Source organism: Pseudomonas sp. (assembly GCF_036404235.1).
Lineage (GTDB): Bacteria > Pseudomonadota > Gammaproteobacteria > Pseudomonadales > Pseudomonadaceae > Aquipseudomonas.
Genome location: NZ_DASWOT010000202.1, coordinates 1 through 13,957 on the forward strand (window position 1 = coordinate 1; position 13,957 = coordinate 13,957).

13 protein-coding genes and 2 pseudogenes are annotated in these 13,957 nt (G+C 58.7%); 9 read left to right on the top strand and 6 right to left on the bottom strand.

The genetic code is table 11. The features are described from left to right. The first annotated feature begins 1 nt into the window (after position 1). From glmU to VGC62_RS25145, 5 genes and pseudogenes are all read left to right on the top strand, one after another. On the top strand, positions 2-1,312 hold the full coding sequence (gene glmU / locus VGC62_RS25125) for a bifunctional UDP-N-acetylglucosamine diphosphorylase/glucosamine-1-phosphate N-acetyltransferase GlmU (RefSeq protein ID WP_331189783.1): 1,311 nt from the start codon (positions 2-4) through the stop codon (positions 1,310-1,312). 210 nt (positions 1,313-1,522) lie between these two features. Beyond that, on the top strand, positions 1,523-2,290 hold the full coding sequence (locus VGC62_RS25130; protein WP_331189784.1) for a DeoR/GlpR family DNA-binding transcription regulator: 768 nt from the start codon (positions 1,523-1,525) through the stop codon (positions 2,288-2,290). Between the two features lie 9 nt (positions 2,291-2,299). Then, entirely contained in the window at positions 2,300-4,135 is a 1,836-nt protein-coding gene (gene glmS, locus VGC62_RS25135) for a glutamine--fructose-6-phosphate transaminase (isomerizing) (RefSeq protein WP_331189785.1), read from the top strand. A 48-nt stretch (positions 4,136-4,183) separates the two neighbouring features. Then, positions 4,184-4,406: pseudogene (locus VGC62_RS25140) on the top strand (IS3 family transposase); the annotation flags it as partial. 18 nt (positions 4,407-4,424) lie between these two features. Further along, positions 4,425-4,991 (top strand): isochorismatase family protein, encoded by a 567-nt coding sequence (locus tag VGC62_RS25145; protein ID WP_331189786.1) that lies wholly within the window; start codon positions 4,425-4,427, stop codon positions 4,989-4,991. Here the strand turns inward: VGC62_RS25145 and tnpC are convergent. After that, positions 4,981-5,802, bottom strand: a pseudogene (tnpC, locus tag VGC62_RS25150) (IS66 family transposase); the annotation flags it as partial. The gene VGC62_RS25145 and the pseudogene tnpC sit on opposite strands and share 11 nt — an antisense overlap. 238 nt (positions 5,803-6,040) lie before the next feature. On the opposite strand from tnpC, the gene VGC62_RS25155 reads away from it, so the two are divergent. Continuing rightward, a complete protein-coding gene (locus VGC62_RS25155; RefSeq protein WP_331189787.1) occupies positions 6,041-6,682 on the top strand; it encodes a GntR family transcriptional regulator in 642 nt (213 codons plus the stop codon). Between the two features lie 39 nt (positions 6,683-6,721). Here VGC62_RS25155 and VGC62_RS25160 read toward each other — a convergent pair whose 3' ends face one another. The 5 genes from VGC62_RS25160 to VGC62_RS25180 form a co-directional block, all read right to left on the bottom strand. Beyond that, complete coding sequence (locus tag VGC62_RS25160; protein WP_331189788.1) at positions 6,722-7,960, bottom strand: ArgE/DapE family deacylase; 1,239 nt, start codon at positions 7,958-7,960, stop codon at positions 6,722-6,724. A gap of 21 nt (positions 7,961-7,981) precedes the next feature. Beyond that, positions 7,982-8,719, bottom strand: a complete 738-nt coding sequence (locus VGC62_RS25165) for an amino acid ABC transporter ATP-binding protein (RefSeq protein ID WP_331189789.1) — start codon at positions 8,717-8,719, stop codon at positions 7,982-7,984. Then, positions 8,697-9,386 (bottom strand): amino acid ABC transporter permease, encoded by a 690-nt coding sequence (locus VGC62_RS25170; RefSeq protein ID WP_331189790.1) that lies wholly within the window; start codon positions 9,384-9,386, stop codon positions 8,697-8,699. The genes VGC62_RS25165 and VGC62_RS25170 overlap by 23 nt, the downstream gene beginning before the upstream one ends. Beyond that, positions 9,386-10,054, bottom strand: a complete 669-nt coding sequence (locus tag VGC62_RS25175; RefSeq protein ID WP_331189791.1) for an amino acid ABC transporter permease — start codon at positions 10,052-10,054, stop codon at positions 9,386-9,388. Before VGC62_RS25175 ends, VGC62_RS25170 begins: the two co-directional genes overlap by 1 nt. A 72-nt stretch (positions 10,055-10,126) precedes the next feature. Then, complete coding sequence (locus tag VGC62_RS25180; RefSeq protein ID WP_331189792.1) at positions 10,127-10,945, bottom strand: transporter substrate-binding domain-containing protein; 819 nt, start codon at positions 10,943-10,945, stop codon at positions 10,127-10,129. A gap of 166 nt (positions 10,946-11,111) precedes the next feature. Between VGC62_RS25180 and VGC62_RS25185 the strand changes: the two genes are divergently transcribed. The 3 genes from VGC62_RS25185 to VGC62_RS25195 are packed head-to-tail and all read left to right on the top strand — an operon-like array spanning position 11,112 to position 13,955. Further along, complete coding sequence (locus VGC62_RS25185; protein WP_331189793.1) at positions 11,112-11,393, top strand: (2Fe-2S)-binding protein; 282 nt, start codon at positions 11,112-11,114, stop codon at positions 11,391-11,393. Further along, entirely contained in the window at positions 11,386-12,807 is a 1,422-nt protein-coding gene (locus VGC62_RS25190) for an NAD(P)/FAD-dependent oxidoreductase (protein ID WP_331189794.1), read from the top strand. The genes VGC62_RS25185 and VGC62_RS25190 overlap by 8 nt, the downstream gene beginning before the upstream one ends. Continuing rightward, on the top strand, positions 12,804-13,955 hold the full coding sequence (locus tag VGC62_RS25195) for an FAD-dependent oxidoreductase (RefSeq protein ID WP_331189795.1): 1,152 nt from the start codon (positions 12,804-12,806) through the stop codon (positions 13,953-13,955). Before VGC62_RS25190 ends, VGC62_RS25195 begins: the two co-directional genes overlap by 4 nt. Positions 13,956-13,957 lie beyond the last annotated feature (2 nt).

A 13,957-nucleotide genomic window follows, 5' to 3' on the forward strand; every position in this document is an offset into this window, starting at 1 on the left:
GTTGCCTAAAGTGCTTCACCCCGTGGCGGGTGACTCGATGCTCGGCCATGTTATCCACAGTGCCCGTCAGCTCAGTCCTCAGGGGATTCATGTCGTCATTGGTCATGGTGCGGACATCGTGCGGGAACGGCTCGCCGCAGACGATTTGAATTTTGTCCTGCAAGACAAACAACTGGGCACTGGCCACGCCGTTGCTCAGGCGGTGTCTGCTTTGACCGCCGACACGGTATTGATTCTTTACGGCGATGTACCGCTGATTGAAGTCCAAACCTTGCAACGGCTGCTCAAACAGGTGAATGCTGAACAGCTTGGCTTGTTGACCGTGATCCTTGATGACCCCACCGGTTATGGCCGCATCGTTCGCGATGAGCAGGGCCGCGTCAGCGCCATCGTGGAACACAAAGACGCGACAGACGCCCAACGGGCGATCAAGGAAGGCAATACCGGCATTCTCGCTGTCCCTGGCAAGCGCCTTGCAGATTGGCTGGGTCGTCTTTCGAACAACAATGTTCAGGGCGAGTATTACCTGACCGACGTGATTGCCATGGCCGTTGGCGATGGTCTGGTCGTGGCCACCGAGCAGCCTTACGATGCGATGGAGGTGCAGGGTGCCAATGATCGCAAGCAATTGGCCGAGCTGGAGCGACATTATCAGGCGCGGGAGGCACGTCGACTGATGGCGCTGGGTGTGACCCTGCGTGATCCGGCACGGTTTGACGTTCGGGGTGAGGTCAGCGTGGGGCGTGATGTCATGATCGACATCAATGTCATCCTCGAAGGCCGGGTCGTCATCGAAGATGACGTGATCATCGGCCCCAACTGCGTAATCAAGGACAGCACTCTGCGCAAGGGGGCGGTGATCAAAGCTAATAGCCACCTGGAAGGCGCAATCGTGGGCGAGGGCGCTGATGCGGGTCCGTTCGCGCGACTGCGACCGGGTAGCGTGCTGGATGCCCGGGCGCATGTGGGTAACTTTGTCGAACTCAAGAACACGCACTTGGGTGAGGGTGCCAAGGCGGGCCACCTCACCTACCTGGGCGATGCTGTGATTGGCGCAAGGACTAACATCGGCGCAGGCACCATCACCTGTAACTACGACGGCGCCAATAAACACAAGACGGTCATGGGCGAGGATGTGTTCATCGGCTCCAACAACTCGTTGGTCGCGCCTGTGGATATCTCTTCCGGAGCAACCACTGCCGCAGGGTCAACGATTACCCAGGACGTTGAGCCTGAGCAATTGGCAGTTGCTCGCGCCCGTCAACGCAACATCGACGGTTGGAAACGCCCGGTCAAAATCAAGAAAGACTAAAGACGCCTGCGTTCTTGTCGGACGCTGAAGGCTGCGATCACGCGTGTATAGCAGGCGAATCGCATCGCAGCCTTGGCGGCTCGGCAACTCCATAATATCGGACCCCTGTGGATAACTTTTCCACACTCTCAACATTTTTCGGCTTGACTGAAATCTTTCAATAGGTTTTGATTGCCTTCGTTATCTTTCGAAACGAAACTTAAAGCCCTCATGTCGAAACGAAATACACCTCAACGCCGCCACAACATCCTCGCGTTGCTCAATGAGCAGGGCGAAGTCAGTGTGGATGAATTGGCCAAGCGTTTCGAAACCTCGGAAGTGACGGTTCGCAAGGATCTGGCTGCGTTGGAAAGCAACGGCCTGCTGCTGCGTCGATACGGTGGTGCGATTTCCATCCCCCAGGAATTGATCAGCGATGGCATCCAGCCGATTTCCCGATACAAACAGGCTATCGCTCGCGCTGCAGTCGGACGAATCCGCGAGCACGCGCGGATCATTATCGACAGCGGCAGCACGACCGCAGCGATGATTCCCGAGCTAGGCTTGCAGCCAGGTCTGGTGGTAATGACCAACTCGTTGCATGTGGCCAATGCTTTAGGTGAATTGGAACACGAGCCGGTGCTGCTCATGACCGGCGGCACATGGGACCCGCATTCTGAGTCCTTTCAGGGACAGGTCGCCGAACAGGTATTGCGCTCCTATGATTTCGATCAGTTGTTTATCGGCGCCGACGGCATCGATCTGACACGCGGAACCACCACCTTCAACGAACTGCTGGGCTTGAGCCGCGTCATGGCAGAAGTTGCCCGCGAAGTGATTGTGATGGTCGAAGCCGACAAGGTCGGTCGCAAGATTCCCAATCTGGAGCTGCCCTGGAGCAGCATCCATACCCTTATTACCGATGATCGTCTGCCCCAAGCGGCACGCGATCACATTCAGGCCCGCGGCATTACGCTGATATGCGCCGCTGTTTCCTAGGAGAAGACCATGTGTGGAATTGTTGGCGCAGTCGCTGAACGTAATGTCACTGCCATCCTGCTGGAGGGCCTCAAGCGTCTTGAATACCGCGGCTACGACAGCGCCGGTGTGGCGCTTTTCACCAGCGCTGGCGTGCTTGAGCGCTGCCGTCGCGTGGGCAAGGTCAGCGAACTGGAACAAGCGCTGGCGGGCAAGCCGCTGGTGGGCCGCCTCGGTATTGCTCACACCCGTTGGGCCACTCACGGCGCACCGACTGAACGCAATGCACACCCGCACTTCTCCAACGGTGAGGTGGCCGTGGTCCACAACGGCATCATCGAAAATCACGAAGTACTGCGCGAGCGTCTGAAAGGTTTGGGCTATGTGTTCACCTCGGACACAGACACCGAAGTCATTGTCCATTTGCTGCACCACAAACTGCAGGACATACCCGATCTGACCTTGGCCTTGAAGGCTACGGTCAAAGAACTGCACGGCGCTTATGGTTTGGCGGTGATCAGTGCTAAACAGCCCGATCGTTTGCTAGCAGCCCGCAGCGGCAGCCCGCTGGTAGTGGGCTTGGGGTTGGGCGAAAACTTCATCGCCTCCGACCAGTTGGCGCTGCGGCAGGTAACTGACCGCTTTATGTACCTGGAGGAAGGCGACATCGCCGAAATACGCCGTGACAGCGTGCAGATCTGGAACGCCGATGGCTTGTCGGTAGACCGCGAAATCGTGCAGTACCGCGAGGGCGCCGAGGCTGCCGACAAAGGTGAATTCCGTCACTTCATGCTCAAGGAAATCCACGAGCAACCGAAAGTCGTGCAACGCACCCTTGAAGGCCGTCTCGGCGAGCAGCAAGTGTTGGTCCAGGCATTCGGTCCGCAGGCCGCCGAGTTATTCGCCAAGGTGCGTAACGTTCAAATCGTGGCCTGCGGGACCAGCTATCACGCTGGTATGGTCGCGCGCTATTGGCTGGAAGGGCTGGCGGGCATCCCGTGCCAGGTTGAAGTCGCCAGCGAATTCCGCTATCGCAAAGTGGTGGTGCAACCGGACACCTTGTTCGTCTCCATCTCGCAATCGGGTGAAACCGCCGACACGCTTGCGGCGCTGCGCAATGCCAAAGAACTGGGTTTCCTCGCCAGTCTGGCGATTTGCAACGTCAGCATCAGTTCACTGGTGCGTGAATCCGATCTGACCCTGCTGACCCAGGCCGGGCCAGAAATCGGCGTGGCCTCGACCAAAGCGTTTACCACCCAACTGGTGGCCTTGCTGTTGCTGACCTTATCCCTAGGGCAGGTCAAGGGCACGTTGGAGCAAGGCGTTGAAGCGCAACTGGTGGAAGAACTGCGCCGTCTGCCCATCCGTTTGGGTGAGGCATTGGCGATGGACAGCACCATCGAGAAAGTTGCCGAACTGTTCGCCGAGAAAAAACACACGTTGTTCCTCGGCCGTGGTGCGCAATTCCCTGTTGCAATGGAAGGTGCGTTGAAGCTCAAGGAAATCTCCTATATCCACGCCGAAGCCTACCCGGCGGGTGAGTTGAAGCACGGTCCGCTGGCGCTGGTAGACAGTGACATGCCAGTGGTTACCGTTGCGCCGAACAACGAACTGCTGGAAAAACTCAAATCCAACCTGCAAGAAGTCCGCGCTCGTGGCGGGGAACTGATCGTCTTCGCCGATGAACAAGCTGGCCTGCACAATGGCGAAGGCACCCACGTTATTTCCATGCCGCACATCATCGATGCCTTGGCCCCGATCCTCTACACCATCCCGCTGCAATTGCTCTCGTATTACGTTGCAGTCTTGAAAGGCACCGATGTCGATCAACCGCGTAATTTGGCGAAGTCGGTGACTGTGGAATAAGGTATTCGTCGAACAACGGAGTTGGTGAATTTAGAGAATTAAAGCTGTCGCCGGGGAAATTGCTGGGACTGCGCCGATGGAGCGGGTGTTCCGGAGTTTGTAAACTGAATGGATACCGACCTTAGGCTATAGAGCTGCGCAGGAAGCACAGCGCGGCATCAGCCATTTTTTGATACATCGGTACAACTGGATCCGGCCGCATCAGTTTAGCTGTGGGCTGGTGCCAGTTTGGGCCGAGGAAAAACTTAACGTCGTGTCCGGAATTAGTTGACCACTACAATGAGATTACATGAAGGATCAATCTGGCCCTATCCCGCTTGTTATCCTTGACGTTCAAGATGCCATTGATCGCCCGAACTGGGATGGCAAAAATAATCCTGACTATTTGCCGGCCATCCTACGCCTTCTCAATCACTGGCGATCAATCGGTTGGCCGGTTCTTCACGTGAAGCACGATGAGCAAACTCCTACATCCAGCTACTACGTCCATGGCCCATGGAACGGCATTAAGAAAGAAGTTGCTCCGATAAAGGGAGAAACCGTCATCACCAAACAGGAAAACTGCGCGTTCATTGGCACCGAATTAGACTCCATTCTTAAACAGATGCAGGTAAAGCGATTGGTGCTGACGGGTGTTGTCATTCACAACAGCATGGATGCCACAGTCCGTGCGGGAAAAGCACTTGGATACAGCATCATCCTTCCCTCAGACGCCACGACAGCCGTACCCGTCATCGGGGCGCACGGAAAGTCATGGAACGCCACAACCGTCCATGAATTGACCTTGGCTATACTTGGTGGTGAGTATGCCGATGTCATGTCATCGGATGAAGTGGTCGCACAGTTCACCCTATGAAGTTATGTGGTACCCACCGATGCGGCAGCAGTTGATCAATCTCACTGGCACGCTGTGTTGGCAGGCGAGTCAGCACATCTTTGAGATAGGCATATGGATCATGCCCATTCATGCGCGCCGACTGGATCAAGCTCATGATCGCCGCTGCTCGTTTGCCGCTGCGCAGTGAACCGGCGAACAACCAGTTGGAGCGGCCGAGTGCCCACGGCCGTATCTGGTTTTCCACTGGATTATTATCTATGGGTACAGCACCGTCCTCGAGATATCGAGCCAGTGCCGTCCAGCGCCTGAGGCTGTAATCCAGCGCTTTGGCGATAGCCGATCCTTCGGGCACAAGATCGCGCTGGGCCATCATCCAGGTATGTAGTGCGTCGATAATGGGTGCCGCTTTTTCCTGACGTATTCGCCAGCGATCTTCGTCGGTCATTTCCCGCGCTTGCCGTTCGATTTCGTACAAGCCACCAATTGAGTGCAGCGCCTATTCGGCCAGTTGGCTTTTGTTCGTCGCGTGCAGATCGAAGAACTTGCGGCGGGCATGCGCTATGCAGCCGATTTCGGTGATGCCTTGCTGAAAGCTTGCTTTGTAGCCGACGAAATCATCGCACACCAGCTTGCCGTTCCATTGCCCAAGGAAGTTGCGGGCATGCTCACCCGCACGGCTCGGACTGAAGTCGTAAAGCACTGCCTTGAGCGCCGAAAACGGTGTAGTGCAGTAGGCCCAGACATAAGCACGATGGGTTTTCTTCTCACCCGGGGCGAGCATCTGTACCGGGGTTTCGTCTGCGTGGATCACTCCTTGGGCAAGCACGGATGTATTTACACACTCTGGGCCATAAGCAGCCTGTCAAACCACGACCTACAGAGCCGCGGATAGGTGAGGCGCTGCTTTTTACAGTGTCGCCGGTACAAAATCGACACCCTCAACTACATAGCCTCAACCAATATCATGTCGGAATCAGATGGACCCGAACTGAACGCGCCACAACCGGTGTGCTGCGCATCTGCGCATATCTCTCGTATACTTCGGCAAAGTTTTTGAGTGCTTGCCTGTGACACGACCTATTGCAAATCCCTCCGATAAGTTAGCCGAGCTCGCTTATCAAACGCTTCGCCGGATGATCCTGGAAAAGGTGCTTCGTACCGGCGGCCCCGTCGTAGAAGGTCGACTCGTCGAAGAGCTGAACATTTCACGCACGCCGCTTCGTGAAGCCCTGCTGCGCCTGGAAGGCGAAGGGCTGCTGGTGCGCGGGGGCGGGCGCTCATATTCGGTTCGGTACGTCAGCGCGCAGGAATACTTTCAAACCATGAAGGTTCGAGAGCTGCTGGAGATGGAAGCCATCGGGCTAGCGATGGGCAAGATCGACAAACGTCAGATCGAGCAGCTGATCAAAAAACTCAAATCCCTTGGCAAAGGGCAACAGGAACCGGCGCACTGGCAGATCGACGATCAAGTGCACACGATGTATGCACACGCGTCGGGCAATCCGGTACTGGCCCGGCTGATCGAACAGGTGCGCACCCACAGTCGCCTTTTCGAATTGGTCAGCCCGTTTAACCGAATCGAGGAAGATCGGGCTGAGCACCTGGCCATTCTCGAATCCTACCTTGCCGATGATGTCGAGGCGGCCCGCAACAGTGTCCGCAACCACCTGCAAAACCTGCGGTTGTTTGTACTTGACCGGATCAGCTAGGGCGGTTGGCGGAGCCGTGGCCCCGCCAGCGTTGTTTTTTCAGCCCGGCGTCAGCAGATCATTGAGCGTGATCGCGATGGTCTGGGTGGCGATTCGCAAATCTTCCAGCACGATTCGCTCGTCCGCGCGATGCCCATTGGCTTCCAGCAGACTGCGAGGCCCCGCGCCATAAATGACCGTCGGTACGCCCGCCTCGCAGTACAGACGCGCGTCGGTGTACAGCGGCACGCCCTCGGTGGGAATGTCCAGGCCCAGGGTCTGCTTCGCGGCGCGTTGCAACGCAAACGTCAGACGCTCGGCACCGTCGAGCATGTACAGCGGCGAAGTCACCAGTACCTCCCGCACCTCGGCGGTGATGCCCGGCAATCCTTCAACGGCAGACGCGATCAGCGTTTTGAGTTCAAGCAGCACGGTCTGTGCTTTCTCTTCAGGGATGACTCGTCGATCAAGACGCAGGGTCACGCGGTCGGGCACGACGTTGGTATTGATCCCTCCCTCAATCAAGCCCACGACCAGTGTCGGATGATCGATGCCCGGTGTCTGCGAACGGGTGTTCACCAGCGTGTCGCGATACCCGTATAACGCGGTCAGCAACTTGCTCGTGGCCTCCATGGCATCGTGGCCCGTGTCTGGCCGCGCGGCATGGGCCGACTTGCCACGGACAACAATTTCCAGGTGAATCGCGCCGTTGTGGGCCGTGGTGATCGCGTAAGTAAAACCGGCGCAGATGGCGTAGTCGGGTTTGACGATACCGTTCTTCAACAGCCACGCAGGGCCGATCAAACCGCCGGTCTCTTCATCGTAGGTCAGATGCAGTTCGACCGTGCCCGCCAGTGGCGCGCCCGTATCGATCAACGCCTTGAGCGCGAAGGCGTAGGTCGCGAAATCGGACTTGGACACGGCCGCCCCGCGCCCGTACATCATGCCGTCGCGAATCTGCGCGCCGTAGGGATCGGCAGTCCAGCCCTCTCCAGGGGGAACGACGTCACCGTGGGCATTCAGAGCAATGATCGGGCCGTCGCCAAAGCGATGCCGAACGACCAGATTAGTCGCGCTGAGCATCCCGGCGGCCGTCACTTCGTCCTGTGGCACGCGATGGCGTTCCACTGCAAACCCCAGCGCTTCCAGCGCAAGCGCGGTGGTTTCGGCGTGCTCGGCACAGTCGCCTGCCGGGTTGTCGGAAGGACGGCGCACGAGGTCAGCGAGAAATTCGATCTGCGTTGGAAACTGGTCGTCGACTGCGGTGCACAGCAACGTGGATGAAACCGTCTGGCTCATGAAAATGTCCTTGGAAAAATGTTAATGACGCAGGATCTTGCCGACGAATTCCCGGGTGCGTTGTTCGTTGGGCGCGTCGAAAATGAACTGAGGCGAGCCGACCTCGACGACGAGGCCGTCCGCCATGAAAACCACCTTGGAAGAGATTTCCCGCACGAAACTCATTTCATGGGACACGATGAACATGGTCATGCCCTCGCCCGCCAGCTCACGAATGGTGTCCAGCACCTCGTTGACCAGCTCCGGGTCCAGTGCCGCCGTTACTTCGTCTAGCAGCAATACCTTGGGCTTGACGGCCAGCGCACGGGCAATCGCTACGCGCTGCTGCTGACCGCCCGACAACTCATCGGGATAGGCCTTGAGTCGATGCCCCAATCCGACACGGGTCAACAGCCGAATCGCATCGGCCTGCACTTGCTCCCGGGGCCAGCCTTTGATTTTTGTGGGCGTGATCATGACGTTTTCCAGCACCGTCATGTTCTGGAACAGGTTGTACTGCTGAAACACGATGGCAATGTCTGCGCGCAGGGCACGGACGCTACTTTTATTAGCGTAGTCCACGGCCTGTCCATCCAGCCGAACGCTGCCCTGAACCGGGGGCAGCAACCCCATCAGCACCCGCAGCAGTGTGCTTTTGCCTGAGCCTGAAGGGCCGATCAGGCTGACAATCTCGCCCTTCTCGACAGACAAATTGATGTGTTCCAGCACGCTCTGTGCGCCGTATGACGCCTTGAGTTCAACAATTTCGAGTTGCGGCAAGGTTTCTCTCCAGACGCTTACCAAAGCGCGATAACGGGTAAGAGAGCGCGAAGTACAGGACCAATATCGTGCCGTACACGAGCGCCGCGGAAAAGCCTTTGCTGGTCAGCACATTGCTTGCGGACGTCATCTCCATCACGCCGATCTGCGAGGCCAGCGCGGTGTCCTTGATGAACATCACAAAGAAGCTGAACGTCGGTGGAACGATGATCCGCCAGCCCTGGGGCACGATGACGAAGTGCAGCGTTTCGAGGTAATTGAAGTTGAGGGTCTGCGCCGCTTCCCACTGATTGCGGTGCACCGATTCCAGCCCGCTGCGGATGATTTCCCCCAGATAGGCCGCCGCGATCAGGCACACACTGACCAGCGCTACCGAGAACGTCGACAGCCCGAGTTTTGAGGACTGGCTGGCGAAGAACACCAGCATCAAGGTAATCAGGAACGGGATCCGTCGGAACAGAAAACAGTACACGTACGCCAGCGCGCGCAACGGTGCCATGGCTGACGAGCGCGTCAGGCGCACGACAGCGATCACAAACCCGAAGATGAACCCGGCCAGGCATCCCACAACCGACAGCACGAACGTGGCGACCAGACCTTTGAGCAACAACAGCACGTTGTAATAGGAGAACAACTGCACGATTTCGGGGATATGAGCGTCGGACATCAGAAAGCCTTCAACTTGGCACGGAAGACGTAACGCCCCACCGCCGCCAGCAGTAATGTCGCGATCAAGGTAATGACGATGTACAGCACGGCGGCGACCGAGAAGGCTTCCACCGACAGGTACGTCTGCGAACTGAGGTTGAAACTGCGCCCAGTGAGTTCTTCCACGCCAAAGATCGAAGCCATCGACGTCCCGAGGGTCATGACGATGAATTGATTCGATAGCGGTGCAAACATCACTTTCAGGACATGGGGCAGGATGACGTAACGCACGATCTGCACACTGGAAAACCCCATGACTTCGGCCGCCTCGATCTCCATCCTGCGCACGGAATCAAAGCCTGCACGCTGGATCTCGCACAAGTAGGCACCGGCATTGAACGTCGCGCCGATCAGCACCGCCGTGAACGGCGACAGGGTGATGCCTACTTCGGGCAAGGCAAAAAACAGAAAGTAGATTTGCACCAACTGCGGTGTATTGGTGGCGAAAATCACATACCCGCTGACGATCTTGCGCAACCAGCGTGGCCCATAGCGCAGCACCGAGGCGCACACCAGCCCGACAATCATGCCTAACGCAAAAGCTGACACCGCTATTTGCAGGCTGATCCAGGCGCCGCCCAGCAAATAGGGCCACTGCTCAAGCAACGGTTCAAAATTCAAATTCATTCAGGGAGGGTTCCTGCCATGCACGAGGCGCGCTTGCTCCATCAAGCGTGCCCCATCATGGCTGTAATTGAATTACTGAGCCGTGGGTGAGCTGGTGGGGTCGTGCAACATGTTGCTGCCGAACCATTTCTTCCAGCTCGTGGCAATGAAACCCGATGAATGCAGTGAAGCCAGTTCGGTGTTCAGACGAGCCGCCAAGGCCGTGTTGCCCTTCTGAATACCGATGCAGTCATAGTCCACTTCGATGGGGGCGTCGACCACCTTCCACTTGGTGGAATAGTTCTTGGTGTAGCTGAGCATGAAGTCCAGCACATCGATCAGTGCATCAGCTCGGCCCTGGGAAATTGCACGCACGGCGTCTGGGTAGTTGTCGAGAATCAGCAATTGGGCCTTGGGCAGTTTTTCCTGGATCAGCTTGATGGGCGTGGTGCCGCGCACCTGCACCAACCGCACCGCCGGGTCGTTGAGCTGGGTCCAATCCGTGTAAGGCTTGCTTTCGGTGGTCAGGACACCTAGCACCTCGGTGTTCACCGGGTTGGTGAAATCCACCACTTTCAACCGGTCGGCGTTGCGCGTCATGCCGCCCATGACCGCATCGATCTTGTCGGCCATCAGAAACGGCACTCGATCATTGGACCCGATCGGCACGATTTCAAGTTTTACGCCCAGCGAGTCGGCGATCTTCCGGGCAACGGTGACATCGAAGCCGTCAATGTTGTTCTGGGCGTCATACACCCCGAGCGGGGGCAGGTTCGGGTTCACGCCGAAGATGATCTTCTTTGAAGCCATGATCTCATCAAGGGAGCGCGCGCTGGCGTCCATGGCGCCCAGAAGCGCACAAGCGACAATCCCTGCGGTGAACAAGCGGCTCAGGGTAGAGGGTGATCTCATATCTGTTGCTCCGGGAAGATACATCAGGTCAAGGGGCGAAACGGGCGAAAAGACAAGAAAATCTATCGTTCGAGTATTTTGCGTATACCGAACATATACGATAGCATGGCGAATCGCTTGTCAAGCAGGCCCTTGTTCAAGGCCTGGTCGAACCATAGGAAACGTCATGCAAGATGCACACCGCAGCGTTACAGTCGCTTTCCGCTTTGATGGCACCGCCTACACTGCGCTGTCCGGACAAAGCGTTGCTGCAGCCCTCTTCGCCAGCGGCGTGAAAGTGCTGCGTGCAAGCCCCAGGGCGCAACAGCCCAGGGGAATGTTTTGCCTGATGGGGTCGTGTCAGGAATGCCTGGTGATGGTCGATGGACGTCGAGTGCTGGCGTGCCAGACGCCCGTCGCAGCGGGGCTGAGCGTTTCAGTGGTGCCGCAGGCAGGTGCGCATGACTGACTTTGACGTCATCGTGCTGGGCGCAGGCCCTGCCGGCATAAACGCTGCGCTGGCCGCCGCCGCTACCGGATTGCGAGTTGCGATTGTCGACGAAAACAGTGCAGCGGGCGGACAGGTCTACCGGGCCCCGGCTGTTGTCGACAGTTCGGATGACAGCCCAGAGGCGGCCACCGGCAATGCACTGCGCGCAGCGCTGAGCAACAGTTCAGTCAAACCTTACTTCGGATATGCGGCCTGGGCGGTTACCGCTGACTTTCAGGTGGACGCCGCGGGCTCCTACGGCCCGATCAGTATTTCCTCGAAAGCCTTGATCGTTGCGGCAGGCACCACCGAGCGCGTCGTGCCCTTCGAAGGCTGGACCACGCCCGGCGTGATCGGTCTTGCGGCTGCAACTATCCTGCTCAAATCGCAGAAGATCCTTCCGGGCAAGACCACCCTTGTCGCGGGCTGCGGCCCGTTACTGGCAGCGGTCGCCGCTGGCACGCTCAAAGCAGGCGGCACTGTCGTGGCCATCGCCGACCTGGCGGGTCCGCTTGACTGGGGTCGTGCCATGCCTGCTTTGTTGTCGCGTCCGGACATCCTGCGCCAGGGCGTCAAGTGGGCGCTGGCGATTCGGCGTGCCGGAGTGCCGTTGCACGCCCGCCACACGTTGGTCAGCGTCAGCCCTGAAGGACAACAATTGCGCGCCGTCCTCGCCCCCTGCGACAGCGCGGGCCGGCCCGTTGCCGGCGAACGAATTAGCCTGCTTGCCGACTGCATAGCCGTCGGCCACGGCTTGACGCCCTCCACCGACATCACTCGCCTGCTACGTGCTGAGCATCACTACTACCGCGCAGCGGGCGGATGGGTCGCGAAAACAGATGCGAATGGGCTGACTTCCCGTGAACGGCTGTATGTTGTGGGTGATGGCGCAGGCATCGCGGGCGCAGCGGCGGCGGCCCATCATGGTGCAATGGCGGGCCTGGCCTGCGCGCTGTCGCTGGCTGCCGATCCTTCCGGACAATTAAGTAACACGCTCAAAATAACCCAACGCCAGCAAGCCCGGGCGGCGCGTTTTGGTCGGTCGATGGCGCGGCTGATGGCCTTGCGTCCCGGTCATGTCGACAGCATTACCCCAGACACCATTGTTTGCCGATGCGAAGACGTGACCCGCGCCGACATCGATGCCGCCTGCGCTGCAGGCGCCCGTGACGTCAATCAGTTGAAAGCCTGGACGCGTTGCGGAATGGGGCCCTGTCAGGGTCGCACCTGTGGCGACGTGGCGGCGGAACTGCTTGCCGCGCATCACCGGACAGCGCGTGATCAGGTGGGGATTTTTTCCGCCCGCACGCCCCTTCGCCCTCTGTCCATTGCCGCCCTTACGGGTACTTTCGTTTACGCCGACATCCCGATTCCCAAGGCGGCTCCGCTGTGAACAACACCCACTCGATCGCTCATAGATTCGATGTCTGCGTAGTCGGCGGCGGTGTCATGGGTTGCACGACCGCACTGTTTTTGGCGCGGGCGGGTATGCGCGTAGTGCTGGTTGAACGCGATGGGTTGTGTCGCGGTGCGTCCGGGGTCAATGCCGGCACGCTGACCTTGCACATGACCCGTGCGGCCCTGGTGCCCTATGCCATCAAAGCCTGGGAAATGTGGATGCAGACTGACGCATGGCTCGGACAGGGTGTGCTGGCCACGGCGGCACCCGGACTGTCACTGGCTTATACCGACGGCGAACGGGACATTCTCAAGGCCCGTGCCGCAGCCCGGCGCGAATACGGTGCCCAGATTGACCTGCTCAGCCCCGCTCAGGCGCGCGCCATCGAACCGGGCCTGAGCGATCAGGTACTGGAAGCGGCCTACTGCGCCACCGACGGTTTTGCCAGCGCCTACCTGACCGGGCGCGCCTATCACGCGGCGCTAACAGAGGCCGGCGTGCGCATTGTCGAGCAAACACCCGTCAGCCGCATTGAACGCATCGAGGGTCGCTATCGCGTTTACAGCTCCGCTACGGACAGCCAGTTCGAGGCCACCCGACTGGTGATGGCAGGTGGCGTCTGGCTTGAGCCGCTGCTGGAAATGCTCGGCCTGCACATCCCGGTGAAGACGTTGGTCAACCAGCTGATCGTCACCGAACGTATGCCCACGGTGATGCGTTCCGTGCTCAGCATCGCCAGTGGTTTGCTGTCGATGAAGCAGTTTGCCAACGGCAGCGTGCTGATTGGCGGCGGCTGGCAGGGCATCGGCGATCGCCAGCGCGGAGGGGTCGAGACGATCCCCAAAAACCTGATCGGCAACCTGCGATTGGCCCAACACGTCATTCCCGAGTTGGCCAATGCCCGGGTAGCGCGCATCTGGCTGGGGCTTGAGTCGGAAACCGCCGACGCCATGCCGATGCTTGGCGCCCTCCCGGGGCTCAACAACGCCTACGTCATCGGTTGCGTGCACTCCGGCTACACCAGCGGGCCTTACATGGGCAAGTTGCTCGCCCGACACATGCTGGGAGAAACCACCGAATTGCCCCTTTTCGATCCGGCTCGACTGCTCCAGACGCCTGCCGCCACTGCTCCGAACACGTGAGA

Coding starts and splice junctions, on each gene's coding strand:
- VGC62_RS25145 (WP_331189786.1), top strand. CDS start 4,425: ATGAAGGATCAATCTGGCCCTATCCCGCTTGTTATCCTTGACGTTCAA.
- VGC62_RS25190 (WP_331189794.1), top strand. CDS start 11,386: ATGACTGACTTTGACGTCATCGTGCTGGGCGCAGGCCCTGCCGGCATA.
- VGC62_RS25130 (WP_331189784.1), top strand. CDS start 1,523: ATGTCGAAACGAAATACACCTCAACGCCGCCACAACATCCTCGCGTTG.
- VGC62_RS25170 (WP_331189790.1), bottom strand. CDS start 9,386: ATGTCCGACGCTCATATCCCCGAAATCGTGCAGTTGTTCTCCTATTAC.
- VGC62_RS25185 (WP_331189793.1), top strand. CDS start 11,112: ATGCAAGATGCACACCGCAGCGTTACAGTCGCTTTCCGCTTTGATGGC.
- VGC62_RS25180 (WP_331189792.1), bottom strand. CDS start 10,945: ATGAGATCACCCTCTACCCTGAGCCGCTTGTTCACCGCAGGGATTGTC.
- glmS (WP_331189785.1), top strand. CDS start 2,300: ATGTGTGGAATTGTTGGCGCAGTCGCTGAACGTAATGTCACTGCCATC.
- VGC62_RS25160 (WP_331189788.1), bottom strand. CDS start 7,960: ATGAGCCAGACGGTTTCATCCACGTTGCTGTGCACCGCAGTCGACGAC.
- VGC62_RS25175 (WP_331189791.1), bottom strand. CDS start 10,054: ATGAATTTGAATTTTGAACCGTTGCTTGAGCAGTGGCCCTATTTGCTG.